The sequence below is a fragment of the Actinomadura rudentiformis genome (assembly GCF_008923185.1).
Taxonomy (GTDB): Bacteria; Actinomycetota; Actinomycetes; order Streptosporangiales; family Streptosporangiaceae; genus Spirillospora; species Spirillospora rudentiformis.
The window spans coordinates 127,535-140,027 of record NZ_WBMT01000001.1; the positions used below are offsets into that span (position 1 = coordinate 127,535).

12 protein-coding genes are annotated in these 12,493 nt (G+C 68.7%); 3 read left to right on the forward strand and 9 right to left on the reverse strand.

Annotated features, from left to right (window positions below):
• The first annotated feature begins 49 nt into the window (after window positions 1-49).
• Together F8566_RS00625 and F8566_RS00630 are read left to right on the forward strand one after the other, a co-directional pair.
• Complete coding sequence (locus F8566_RS00625) at window positions 50-1,795, forward strand: GAF domain-containing sensor histidine kinase (protein WP_151557853.1); 1,746 nt, start codon at window positions 50-52, stop codon at window positions 1,793-1,795.
• Window positions 1,796-2,008: 213 nt separating this feature from the next.
• Window positions 2,009-2,239 (forward strand): hypothetical protein, encoded by a 231-nt coding sequence (locus F8566_RS00630; protein WP_151556874.1) that lies wholly within the window; start codon window positions 2,009-2,011, stop codon window positions 2,237-2,239.
• A gap of 180 nt (window positions 2,240-2,419) precedes the next feature.
• On the opposite strand, the gene F8566_RS00635 is transcribed toward F8566_RS00630, so the two are convergent.
• The 7 genes from F8566_RS00635 to F8566_RS00665 all read right to left on the reverse strand — a co-directional run bounded on the left by F8566_RS00635 (window position 2,420) and on the right by F8566_RS00665 (window position 8,532).
• A complete protein-coding gene (locus F8566_RS00635) occupies window positions 2,420-2,701 on the reverse strand; it encodes an STAS domain-containing protein (RefSeq protein WP_192809441.1) in 282 nt (93 codons plus the stop codon).
• 1,085 nt (window positions 2,702-3,786) lie between these two features.
• Window positions 3,787-4,476, reverse strand: a complete 690-nt coding sequence (locus tag F8566_RS00640) for a response regulator transcription factor (protein WP_151556878.1) — start codon at window positions 4,474-4,476, stop codon at window positions 3,787-3,789.
• A gap of 121 nt (window positions 4,477-4,597) precedes the next feature.
• Window positions 4,598-6,142 carry a bifunctional aminoglycoside phosphotransferase/ATP-binding protein gene (locus F8566_RS00645; RefSeq protein ID WP_151556880.1) on the reverse strand — a complete coding sequence of 515 codons (1,545 nt, stop codon included), beginning with the start codon at window positions 6,140-6,142 and terminating at the stop codon, window positions 4,598-4,600.
• A gap of 5 nt (window positions 6,143-6,147) precedes the next feature.
• Window positions 6,148-6,831, reverse strand: coding sequence for a CBS domain-containing protein (locus F8566_RS00650; protein ID WP_151556882.1), 684 nt, complete (start codon window positions 6,829-6,831; stop codon window positions 6,148-6,150).
• 1 nt (window position 6,832) lies between these two features.
• On the reverse strand, window positions 6,833-7,318 hold the full coding sequence (locus F8566_RS00655) for a universal stress protein (RefSeq protein WP_151556884.1): 486 nt from the start codon (window positions 7,316-7,318) through the stop codon (window positions 6,833-6,835).
• Window positions 7,319-7,468: 150 nt separating this feature from the next.
• Window positions 7,469-7,861 carry a nuclear transport factor 2 family protein gene (locus F8566_RS00660; protein ID WP_151556886.1) on the reverse strand — a complete coding sequence of 131 codons (393 nt, stop codon included), beginning with the start codon at window positions 7,859-7,861 and terminating at the stop codon, window positions 7,469-7,471.
• Window positions 7,858-8,532 (reverse strand): TetR/AcrR family transcriptional regulator, encoded by a 675-nt coding sequence (locus tag F8566_RS00665; RefSeq protein ID WP_151556888.1) that lies wholly within the window; start codon window positions 8,530-8,532, stop codon window positions 7,858-7,860. The genes F8566_RS00660 and F8566_RS00665 overlap by 4 nt, the downstream gene beginning before the upstream one ends.
• A gap of 110 nt (window positions 8,533-8,642) precedes the next feature.
• Here F8566_RS00665 and F8566_RS00670 point away from each other — a divergent pair, with 110 nt between their 5' ends.
• Window positions 8,643-9,110 carry a DUF6069 family protein gene (locus tag F8566_RS00670; RefSeq protein WP_225992727.1) on the forward strand — a complete coding sequence of 156 codons (468 nt, stop codon included), beginning with the start codon at window positions 8,643-8,645 and terminating at the stop codon, window positions 9,108-9,110.
• Between the two features lie 324 nt (window positions 9,111-9,434).
• Here F8566_RS00670 and F8566_RS00675 read toward each other — a convergent pair whose 3' ends face one another.
• Together F8566_RS00675 and F8566_RS00680 are read right to left on the reverse strand one after the other, a co-directional pair.
• Complete coding sequence (locus tag F8566_RS00675) at window positions 9,435-12,140, reverse strand: HAD-IC family P-type ATPase (protein WP_151556890.1); 2,706 nt, start codon at window positions 12,138-12,140, stop codon at window positions 9,435-9,437.
• 17 nt (window positions 12,141-12,157) lie between these two features.
• A complete protein-coding gene (locus tag F8566_RS00680; RefSeq protein WP_225992728.1) occupies window positions 12,158-12,460 on the reverse strand; it encodes an SHOCT domain-containing protein in 303 nt (100 codons plus the stop codon).
• Window positions 12,461-12,493 lie beyond the last annotated feature (33 nt).

Genomic DNA, 12,493 nt, shown 5'->3' on the forward strand with positions numbered 1-12,493 from the left:
GGGTCTCTCGGCGGAGGTGCCGGCGCCGGATCAGGGGGATACTGGGCGGATGGTGCCGGTGTCTGGAGCGGGTGATGATCGTGCACGGCTGCTGCTTCCGCAGTTGCGGCTTGATGATCTGCTGACCGAGTTGCAGGTGCGGCTGGAGGCGGTGCGGGGCACGCGGGACCGGGTGCACGCGTTGCTGGAAGCGGTCGTGTCGATCGGCAGCGAGCTGAATCTGGCGACGGTGCTGCGGCGGATCATCGAGGCGGCCACGACGCTGGTCGATGCCCAGTACGGGGCGTTGGGGGTGATCAGCGAAGAGGGCGAGCACCTGGTGGAGTTCATCACCGTGGGGGTGGCCGAGGAGGACATCGAGGCGATCGGGCACTGGCCGCACGGCCACGGCATTCTGGGGCTTTTGATCAAGGAGCCGCAGCCGTTGCGGTTGCCGGATCTCTCCCGGCATCCGGAGTCGTACGGGTTCCCGGCGAACCATCCGCCGATGCGGCGCTTTTTGGGTGTTCCGGTCCGGGTGCGTGATGAGGTGTTCGGCAACCTGTATTTGACCGAGAAGCGTGGTGGCGCCGAGTTCGACGAGGAGGATGAGATCGTGGTCACCGCGCTGGCCACGGCTGCGGGGGTGGCGATCGAGAACGCGCGGCTGTATGAGGAGACGCGGCGGCGTGAGCAGTGGACCGAGGCGTCGGCGGAGATCTCCACCGCATTGCTGTCGGGGGCTGACCGGGAGCAGGTGCTGGAACTGGTGGCGCGGCGGGCGCGTGAGATCTCGGGCGCGTCGCATGCCACGGTCTCGCTGGTCGATGAGGTGGCCGGCGAGTTCGTGGTGATCGCTGCCGATGGCGGGTTGCCTGGTGATCTGCGCGGGTTGCGGTTGCCGCTGGGGGATGAGCTGCTGGGGCGGGTGCTGCGCAGCGGCAGCCCGTTGTCGGTGCCCGATGCCGGGCAGGCGGCCGGTGCCGGGCAGGTGGCTGGTGCCGGGCTCGCCGGTCGTGTGCCGGAGGGGCCGCTGTTGTTGGTGCCGCTGGGTGTGGGTGAGGGCGCGCGGGGTGTGCTCGCGGTGGGGAGCGCCCCGGAGGCGTCGCCGTTTGGGGCGTCGATCCAGCAGTTGCTGGAGGCCTATGCCGCTCAGGCCGCGATCGCGTTGGAGCTGGCCGGACGGCGCCGTGATGCTGAACGTTTGGCGATGCTGGAGGACCGGGACCGGATCGCCAAGGATCTGCATGACACGGTGATCCAGCGGCTGTTCGCTACCGCGATGACGTTGATGAGCGCCATCAAGCTGGTGGAGAAGCGCGATGTGGCGGTTCGGCTGCAGCGTTCGGTGGATGATCTGGACGACACCATCCGGCAGATCCGTTCGACCATTTTCGCGTTGCAGGCGGCGCCGGGTGAGGAGAGCCTGCGCCACCGGCTGCACACCGTGATCGATGCCGCGACCCAGAATCTGGGATTCGCTCCATCAGTGCGCCTGGACGGACTCCTGGACACCGCCATCGGAGACACGCTTGGTGAGCATCTGCTGGCGGTGGTGACCGAGGCGTTGTCCAACGTCGCCCGGCATGCCCAGGCCACCCGTGTCGCGGTGTCGGTCGAGGTCGGCGACGACGAGGCCGTCCTGCGCGTGGAGGACAACGGTGTCGGGATCCCCGAAGACGTCGGACGCCGCAGTGGCCTGCGCAACATGGCCGACCGGGCTGGCGACCTGGGGGGTTCGTTCCAGACACGACCACGCGAGGGCGGCGGCACCCTCCTGCAATGGCGCGCGCCCCTCAACGACGACCAAGCCTGAACCTCCTCCGATCAGCGCCGGGAGCAGTGGACCAAGACGTCGACGGAGATCTCCACAGCGCTCCTGTCGCGGGCCGACCAGGATCTGGTGCTGGAGCCGATGGCAAGGCGGGTCGCGGTTCCGTGGCTGGCGCGGGCGGGGCATTGCCGGTACTGCCTGACCGGCTGGCAGACGCTGTCTGTAAAGCCAGCAGAACGTCGAGACGCCCGTTCAGTGTGCGGTGCTGGGCCGGTCCTGGCTGTTCCCGCCCACCGGTCGCGGTTCAGCGCGGCGGCGACCACGCCGGTGCAGGCACGGGAGGTCGACGCCCGGCTCGTCGTCCACGCCCGGCTCGTCGTCCACGCCCGGCTCGTCGTCCACGCCACGGCCCTCGAAGAGGGTCAGGTCGAAGGGGACATCATGCGAGGCCGCCCGGTCCCGCTGAGCCCTCCCAGCCTGGGCTGATCCGGCTTGATCCACTCCGTTGGTCAACCCTGGTTCCACAGGTCGGGCCCGAAGACCTCATAGTGGACGCGTTCCTCGCCGATCCCGCCGTCCAGCAGACCGCGCCTGGCGTCGCGCATGAACGGAATGGGGCCGCACAACCGCCGTCGTCATCATTTCTCGGGCGCGCGCGGCAAGCTCTCAACTCGCGTCGGGGGCGGCGATGTGCAGGCACCGATCGAGGCAGGTGATGCGGATGACCTTGGCGACGCGGGGATGCAGGTCCACCAGCGTGAGGAGGCCGCCTGCGGCCTCGGCGTGGCGGGTCGCGTCCAAGAGAGCGCTCAGGCCCTCGGAGTCACAGAACGTCACGCCGGACATTTCGACGACCACTTTGGAGTGTCCACCGGCGATCGTCGAACTGACCAGACGGCGGAACGCGTCGCCGGTAGCCATGTCGAGCTCGCCGTGGACTCGGATCATCACCTGAGAGTCGCAGAGAACCTCGGTGGAACTCGTTAGCGGTGTAGATCTTGTGGTCGTGTGCATGACGTAGCCCATTTCGTCCGTTGATTCGGCGCGCGTTTTCCTTCACGCACCAACATCCCCTGTGGGCATGAGGTGGTCGTAGGGGCGAAAGTCCCTGCCCAGTTCGCCAAAGGCCCCCGCGGTCGTCAGGTGCCTGGCAATCCGTCCGCTTGTCGGCAGACGCTGCGGCAAGAGCCTGGTGGCGAGAGCTTGGTACGGAACGTGGGCGGCGCGCCCTCGTACCGACCACGTGTTCGTGCTGCTCACTCGACTGTCACCGGGTGGCTTGTGGGGCGCACAACGGCCACGGGCAGTGGGTGTGATGGATCGCGCCATGGCTTACCGAGCCGAGATGCGGACCCGTGTGCGTTCGGTAGCCCACGACCTCCAGGTCGGCGTGAGCCGAGGCGCCCACGAGGGCGTCGGTGGGATGCGCGCGACCGACGTTGTCGATCACCTTCATCTCGGGGTGGCGCGTGTTCCAGGGAGCCACCGTTGCGGCGAGGTGGTCATGGGACGCGGCGTCCGCCGCCTAGACGTCGATATCCGTTGCCATGCTCAGCGGTGTGGGCCGCCAGGCGTGCAGCACACGCAGGCGTGCGTGCCGCTGTGCGGCGGACGCGAAGGCATAGGCCAGCACCGGCTTCGGCGGGACGCATGGCCCGTCGAGCCTCGGAGGAGCCCGGCGAAGCCGCCGAGTCCGTGATGGCCGACCACCACTTCGTAGGCCTCTTCCGCACGGGCGCGCGCAGCGCGGCGTGACGGTGTCGTGAGGGAGACGGGTCTCAACGGGAAGATCTGGATGAGCCTGGAGGCAGAGACGCCGTGCCTCAACCTCGGTCCTGGGACGTCCGCGCGGGCCGTACGAGCCTGAAGGGAACCGCCATCCGCCCACGCCACGGAAAGAGAGGGCCGTGAACGACCTCGATGAGACCGCGCCGGTCCTGGCCATTTGGACCTTCGCTCCTCCGGGATGGCCAGCCGGTTCCGCGGCGTGCTTCGAAGCCTGTGGCCTCGCTGCCTGGCGGGGCGGGCTGGCGTTAGCTGTTCTTGTGGTCTTTGGAGGAGGATGCCTTGAGTTGGGCGGCGTATGCGGCGGCTTGGGTGCGGCGGCTCATGCCGAGCTTGGCGAACAGGCTTGATACGTAGTTCTTCACGGTTTTTTCGGCCAGGAACATGCGTTCGCCGATCTGGCGGTTGGTGAGTCCTTCGCCGATGAGGTCGAAGATCTGGCGTTCCTGGTCTGACAGGCCTGACAGCGGGTTTTCTTTGGGTTCTTGGCGTTTGCGCAGTCGTTCCAGCATCTGGGCGGTGCTGCGCGGGTCCAGCAGCGACTGGCCGGAAGCGACGGTGCGGACCGCACCCACCAGGTCAGATCCGTGGATCTGTTTGAGCACATAGCCGGAGGCGCCCGCCATGACCGCGTCGAACAGAGCGTCCTGGTCGTCGAAGGAGGTCAGCATCAGGCAGGCCACCTGGGGCATCTGTGACCGGATGTCCCGGCACAGGGTGACGCCGTCGCCGTCGGGCAGCCGCACGTCCAGTACGGCCACGTCGGGCCGGGCCGCCGGGATGCGGGCGAGTGCATGATCGACCGAGCCGGCCTCGCCGACGACCTCGATGTCGTCCTCGGACGACAGCAGCGCGGCCACGCCACGGCGGACGACCTCGTGGTCGTCCACCAGGAACACCCGGATGCCAGTGCGCTCCTGAGAACTTTGATCGGTCATGGTGGGTGGTGTCCTGACTGTGGAAGCGGTGACTACAACCGACCGTAGGCGAATGAATGGCTTGGGGTCCTAGGACCAAAGTCCTTTTTGCTCGCGCTGAAGGCCCTCTCTGACCGCGCCCTCATCCAGTGGCCTTGGCGGCTTTAACTCCGGGCGGGCTGCTGTGAACGGTGCTGGAGGTACTTGGGATGTCGGGGCGAATAACCGAGAGTGCCTGTTCGACCGCCTTGTCGACAGGGCCGCTGGTGTCGATGGTGGTGGCGCCGGGCCAGGGAACGGCGTCGGCCGCCATGGCGGCGGCGATCTTGGTATCGGCGTCTGACGCGCCGTGCGGGCGGGTGCGAAGCCGTTCGGTGGCGAGTCGGGCTGGGGCTTCGCAGCGCAATGCGTGGAAGTCGGCGCGAAACTCAGAGGCAAGGGCGATCGCCTCATCGCGATGGCTCCGCGCGATCCAGGAGGCGTCAAGAAGGACGGTCTCGCCCATCTGGAGGAGTCGGCGAGCCCGGTCGAGGAGTGTGGCATAGGTGCGGTCGGTGGAGCTGGGGTCGTAGATGCCCGTGCCGTATGGAGCGGCGGCGGACTCCTCGGCCGGCAGGCCTGCCAGCTCTTTGCGGGTCCGGTCGGAGCTGAGCATGGTGCAGCCCAGTTGATCGGCGAGTGCGCCGGCCAGGGTGGTCTTGCCGGTGCCGGGCAGGCCTCCGACGAGGATCAGGCTGACCCGTCCGGCGCGCAGGTGGCGGAGAGCGATCTGGCCGAGTGCTCGGGCTTCGGCGGCGGCATGGGGGTCGCCTTGCTGGTGCCGGAAGCAGGCGACTTTGGCGCGGACGAACGCGCGGTAGGCCACATAGTGGTGTCGTAGTGAGGGCGGCGCGGGGTCGGCGGCGTACTCGGCGTACCGGCGCATGAAGTGCTCGGCCAGATGCGGTGCGCCGAGGCGTTCGAGGTCCATGGCCAGGAACGCGGCGTCGTCGAGGCCGTCCAGGTAGCGCAGCCGGTCGTCGAACTCCAGGCAGTCCAGGATGCGCGGGCCGTCGTCCAGGACGAAGATGTCGCCTGCGAGCAGGTCGCCGTGGCCGTCCACGATGCGGCCGCCGGTGACGCGGGAGTCGAAGAGCGGCCGGCGGCCGTCCAGGAATCGTCGTGTGAGCCGTTCGATCTCGAGGGCGTCGGCAGCGGGGATCGCTTGGTCGTGGAAGGGGCGGACCTGTTCGAAGCTGGCCTTCCAGCGGTCGCGGAGAGCGTCGCGCGTGCCCTCGGCTGACACCGCCGGGCCGCGGGGAGCGATGGCGTGCCAGGCGGCCAGCCGCTTGGCGATCGTACGCAAGGTGTCGTCGACGGGGGCGTGCGCTCGGACGAGGGTGGCCAGGCGCCGGGCACCGGGCATCCGCCGCATGACCACCAGGTGATCGCAGACCTCGCCGGACGGACCGTGGACGTCGGCGACGCCGAGGTAGACGTCGGGGGAGAAGCGCCGGTTGAGCTCCACCTCCCGGTTGCAGGCGTGTTCGCGGGCCTGCCTGGTGGAGAAGTCGAGGAAGTCCAGGTCGACCGGCTTTTTCAGTTTGTAGGCGCGGTCGCCGGCGAAGAACACGATCCCGATGTGGGTCTCGCTGACGGCTGCGGCGGGCCCTTCGGCCGACGGACTCGCTCTGAGTGTGCTTGTCATCGCCGTCACGCCTCCGCGTAGGGGCCGGGCCGGGTGTCGTCCTTCTCGTAACCCAGCCGCGCCACCACGTCGACGACGCCTTCGGTGCCGGCGGTCAGCCGGATCAGCATCGGGATCATGCTCTTGAGCTCGACCCGGCCGGTCAGCGAGACCACGCCCGCGTTGACCCGGACCTGGATCCTGGACGGGACCTGCCACAGGCGGTCCACCAGGACCTCACGGATGATCTCGTCGCGGATGTCATCGTCGGAACGCAGGAACACGCGCAGCAGGTCGGCGCGGGAAACGATGCCGTCCAACCGGCCTTGATCGTCAACGACGGGAAGGTGCTTGAAGCCCCTCTTGGCCATCCGCCGCGAGGCCGCGGCCACGGTGGTGTCCGGAGTGACGACCACCGCGGGGGTGCTCATGGCGCTGCGGGCATCGGTAGCGGTGGCCTTAGCGCGAGCCCGGCGGTGCCGCGGGCTCTCCAACAGCGGCCTGGTACCGGCGCCCCGGTCGCTGAACTCCTCCTTGCGGAGCAGGTCGGCTTCCGTGACGATCCCCAAGACCTCGTTGTGCTCGCCCACCACGGGTACGGCGCTGATCCGGTTCTCGGCCAGCGTCTCGACGATCTCGACGAACAGGGTGTCCTCCGGGACGCTGATCACGTCCCTGGTCATGACGTCTCCGACCTTGCGCCGTTCCATCTCAACCTCCTCTGATCGCCTCAGACGCCGTGGCGCCGGAGGCCGCGGCGCTGAAGGCGCTGCTTGCGGCGTGGTCGGCGCAGACGATGACCTCGCAATGCGCGGTCGCCAGGATGCCCGGGACGGTGTCACCACCAAAGGGATTGCCGTGCTCGGAGTGAACACGTGCGCCGATGACCAGCAGTTCCGCACGATCGGCGGCGGCGGTGAGCGCCTGAGCAGGGTGACCGTGCGCGATGCGCAGCCGGGCCGTGAGATGCCGGGACCGCGGGATGGTCCTGGCCACCAGCGCACGCAGGCGCAGCCACGCCCGGGCCCTTTGCACGAGGCTCGGATTCCGTGGCTCCTCGCGAGGCAGGACCTGGATGACGTCCAGGCGGGCGTGCCGGAGACGGGCTTCCTTCGAGGCGCGAACCAAGGCGGCGATGGAGTTCGGGGATCCGTCGACGCCGACGATGACACGTCTCTGTTCTGGAATGACTTGCATGTCGACCTCCTAACGGTTTCAGCCTCCCGCCGCACGAGGTCGTACCTGCAGAGCCAAGCGGTCCTTTCCCTCGGGACCTTCGGCCCTTTGGGGCTCGCCTCGCGGATGGCCGGCGGCAGGAGACCGACCTGACTTACGGGGTCGGCCGTGTCAGGTGGTGGGACGCCAGGAGCCACCCGTCTCGCGTTCGAACGCCGTGCGGGTGGTCACGGTGTCATAGAAGATGCGCAGGTTGGTGATCAGGCCTTCTTCGTCGAGTTCCAGCATGTCCACGCATTCGAAGCCGGCCGCGGTGCCCGAGGGCAGTGTCCAGTCGAAGTGGAACCAGACGCCGACGAGACGTTCGCCCTGGGTGACGCCACGGAGGTGGAGTTCGGAGCGACCGGTGTCGGCGAGCAGTCTCGGGTAGAACTCCACAGCGGGCGACGGCCCGTACAGCGGGGAGTGGACGATCGCCTCAGGGTGGAAGAGCGCCAGGACTCCCTCCAGGTCGCCGCGCTCAAGGGCGGCGAGGTAGCTCGCGGCCAGCGTGGAGGCTGTCATGAGCGTTCCTGGATGAGGGTGGCCAGGCCGTCGAGGAGGCGGTCCAGGCCGAAGGCGCGGGCGTTGTCGTCCAGGGCGGGGGTGGGGCCGCTCAGCGCCTGGCTGAGCTCGGGAAACAGGTCCGCCCGGCTGCGGATCAGCTCGGCCATCTCACTGCCGCCCGACCAGGCCTGGGTACCTGCCGTGATCATCGATTGGGTGGTGCGGACGTGCCCGACCAGCAGGAACGCGGCGGCCATGCGCTCGTCGCCGGTGAGTCCGGTTCCGGCCAGCGCGGCCATCGCGCTCTCGGTCCATCCGGCCTCGCGGGGGCCCATGACGCGGGCGCCCACGGTGACGGCGGGCAGCCAGGGGTGCTGCCGCCAGACCTCGGTGAGCTGCCGGACGAACTCCTGCAATTTGGCCCGCCAGCCACCGGGGACCTTGCTCAGGTCGGGCGGTTCTCCCACCGCCGTGTCGATCATGATGCTGAGCAGCTCGGACTTGTTCGAGACGTAGCGGTAGAGCGACATCTTGGTGAAGCCGAGATCGGCGGCGACGCGCTGCATGGAGACCGCCTCGATGCCCTCTGCGTCGGCGATCGCAATGGCCGCGTCGACGATCGCGGACACCGAGAGCGGCATGCGCGGTTTCTTCTCCGGCTGGTCGCGGAGATCCCAGAGCGCCTTCATCGCACCAACCTCTTGTCAGCTCGGCCATGATGTGTCTAGCTTACATTAAGTATCCGTCGGACACTCCGCTTCCATCGGACATCCCTTTACGCGAGAGGTCAGGTCAGACCATGACGAGCAACGTCACCTCCAGCAGCCTCGGCGCCGCCCAGCCCCCGATGACCGCCGCCACGACCCCTGCCACGACCGCTGCCCGCACCATCCCGATGTGGCGCACCGGCCTGTTCGCCTGCGTCGCCGCCGCCGTGGCCACCACGGTCACCGCCGCCATCGCCCGGGGGGCGGGGGTGCCCTTGGAGATCGCCGGCGAGCCGGTCCCGCTGCTCGGCTTCACCGAGCTGACACTGCTGTTCAGCGCGATCGGCGTGCTGCTGGCCGTGGCGCTGCGTCGCTGGGCCGCGTCGCCCAAGCGCATGTTCCTCGCGGTCACCCTCGTCCTCACCGCGCTGTCGATCGTGCCCGACCTGCTCATATCGGCGACGGTCGCGACGAGACTCACCCTGTTCGCCACCCATCTGGTGGCCGCGGTGATCGTCATCCCGCTGGTTGCCGGTCGCCTGCCCGGCCGCACCCGATAGCGACCGGCCGAGCGAGGCCGCGGCCTCCCCGCCGACCGCCGACCGCCGGTCGGCGGGGAGGCCGATCTTCGGCAAGCTCTGCCAGCACGTCAGGTGGCGGGGAACGGACCAGCCAGACTCCGCCGCACGCGAACATCACGATCGACCTGCGCAGCCACGGCCGCGCCCCGGATGTCTTACCGGAGCTCCCAGTCACCGCCCATGACGAGTCGTGCGCGCCGCGGCGCTGGTCACCCTCGGCATTCTGGTCCTGCTCGAAGCATTCACCGTGGTGGGTTTGGCTTAGCTGCGGCCCTTCAGGCCAGGCCAGCCGTTGTTTGAGATCTACAATGTAAAGGCCGACGGCGGTTGGTAGTTCTTCCGTTCGTGGGGGGATGGGCGGGTCAGTCGTTTGGCCAGTTCGACGAGGGCGTAGGCCAGGACCGCTACGGCGGTGACGCGTGCCCATGCGCCGGCGTTGATGGGCGCCGAGCGGAATAGGTCGTTCATGAACGGCGCGTAGGTGTAGAGGAGCTGGATCGCGATGAGGGCTAGGGCTCCGGCGCCGACCCAGGGGTTGCGGCGAATGCCTCGCAGGAGCATGGGGCGGTGCATGGACAGGCAGTTGAAGAGGTAGGTCAGGAGCGTCATCGCGAAGACGTTGACGACGATGGTGCGTGCTTCGGCGAGGGAGGCGCCCTGGTTCTGTTCCCAGTGGAAGAGGCCGAACGCTCCGGTGAGCAGGATCGCGGACACGAGCAGGATGCGTGCCGCGAGCGGGCGGGTGATCAAGGGCAGGGCCGGGTCGCGGGGTGGCCGGTGCATGATGTCGTCGTCGTGGGGTTCGAGGGCGAACGGCAGGCCGAGGACGAGGATCGCGGTCATGTTCAGCCAGAGAACCTGGACGGGCAGGATGGGCAGTTCGCCGCCGATGACGATGGCGGCCACCAGGACCAGGCCGAGGCCGATGTTGGCGGGCAGCGCCCAGACGATGAACTTGACCAGGTTGTCGAAGACGCCGCGGCCTTCTTCGACTGCCGCCTCGATGGAGGCGAAGTCGTCGTCGGTGAGGACCATGTCGGCCGACTCTTTGGCGACCTCGGTGCCCGCCTGGCCCATGGCCACGCCGATGTCGGCCTGCTTGAGTGCGGGCGCGTCGTTGACGCCGTCACCGGTCATGGCGATCACATGCGACCGGCTCTGCAACGCCCGGACGAGGCGCAGCTTCTGCTCGGGGGAGACGCGGGCGAAGACGGCGGCGCGTTCCACGGCGTCAGGCAGCTGTTCGTCTGGGCAGGCGGCGATATCGGGACCCGTCATGACCTCGCCCGACAGACCGATCTGGGCGCCGATGGCCGCGGCGGTCTCGGCGTGGTCACCGGTGATCATCTTGACCTGGATCCCGGCGGTCCGGCAGGCGCGCACCGCGTCGGCTGCGGCCGGACGCGGCGGGTCGTGCATGGCCTGCAGGCCCAGCAGCGTCAAGCTGGGGAGCGCGTCCAGGCCCGCTCCGGGCGCCGCCGGTTCGCCGCTGGCGAAGGCCAGCACGCGCAGTCCTTGACGGCCGAGGGCCTCGGCCAGCTCAGTCACCGCGGGATGATCGAGCGGCTGGGATGCGCCGCCTGCGTCCAGTTGCGTGTCGCAAAGGGCGAGGACCCGTTCCACCGAACCCTTCACGTAGACGATGCCGTCCTGGTGCAGGGTCGCCATGTACTGCCGTTCGGAGGCGAAGGGCAGGGTCTCGACGCGGTCGGGGACGGAGTCGATTCCCGCTTTGGCGGCGCTGGTGACGAGAGCTCCCTCCGTGGGGTCGCCGACCAGCTTCCATTCATTCCCCTCGGGCACGATGTGAGCGTCGTTGCAGGCAAGCCCGGCCTTGAGGGTGGCGCCTAGCCCGGGGTGCGCACCGACATCGACCGGGTGCCCGGCCAGGAGCAGCCGACCATGCGGGGCGTAGCCGGTGCCGGTCACGTCGTAGAGGTGGCCGCCGGTGGCGACCGTGGTCACGGTCATCCGGTTCTCGGTGAGGGTGCCGGTCTTGTCGGTGCAGATGACGGTCGTGCTGCCGAGGGTCTCCACCGCGGGAAGCCTGCGGATGATCGCGTTTCGCCGCACCATGCGGGCCACTCCGAACGCCAGCGTGATCGTGACGACCGCGGGCAGCCCCTCGGGAATGGCACCGACCGCGAGTGCGACGGCGGCGGTGAGCATCTCGGCGGCGGGCTGGCCGCGCAGCACGCCGATCAGGAACGTCAGCGCGGCCAGGCCCAGGATCGCCACGGTGACCAGCCGGCTGAAGCGGGCGATCTTGCGGGTCAGCGGGGTCTGCACCGCCGTGGCCTGGCCGACCAGATGGTGGATGAGTCCCAGCTCTGTGGCGGCGCCCGTGGCGGTCACGATTGCGGTGCCGGTGCCATGGGTGACGAGCGTGCCGGAGTAAGCCATGTTGTGGCGATCGGCCAGAACCGCCTCTGCGGTCACTGCCTCGGGGTCTTTCGAGACCGGCGCCGACTCGCCGGTGAGCGCGGACTCGTCGATCTGCAGGTCGTCGCTGTGCGCCACCCGCAGGTCGGCGGGGACCTTTCCACCCGCTTCCAGGACCACCAGGTCGCCGGGTACCAGATCTGTGGAGGGGATGACCCGGGCGGTTCCGTCGCGGATCACCGTGGCGCTGATCTGCGTCATGGCCACCAGCGCGGCCAGGGCCTTCTCGGCGCGGGCCTCCTGAGCGAAGCCCACGATGGCGTTGGCGATGACGACGCCGAGGATCACCGCGGCGTCCACATGATCACCAAGAACCGCGGTGATCACGGCCGAGAGGAGCAGTACGTAAATGAGCGGGCTGTGAAACTGCAGCAGGAATCGGACGACCGGTCCACGGCGCCGCGGAGCCGGAAGGGTGTTGGGTCCTGAGCGTTCCAGCCGGGCGGCGGCCTCCGGGACGCTGAGTCCCGCCTTCACATCGCCGCCCAGGTCGGCTGCGACCTGGGCGGTGGTGCGCTGGTACGGGGCGAGGATCTCCCGCCCCGACGGCTTTGTGACGATCTCCATCTGCGATGCGTGTCCACTCATGTCAGCTTGGCCAGACGCTCTTGGTAGTCCTCGGCATCGATCTCGCCACGGGCGAGCCGCTCGGCGAGGATGCCGCGCGCCCGCTCGATCCCGGCGCCTTCGACCGGTGTCGTTCTCGTCTGCGGGCGGCTGTTCGCGGTTGCCTGGAGCACGAGCCAGACGACAGCCGTGATCACCGCGAGCCAGGCGACCATCATGATCGGTCCCAAGACCCACATCCAGCCGGACCAGCCGTTGGCTTCCATATGGCCCCAACCTCCGCCGGGCCCTGAGAACGCCATCGCGTGAACGGTGTTCATGAGGTCCACCTCCTCATCTCACTGTGCGTCCAC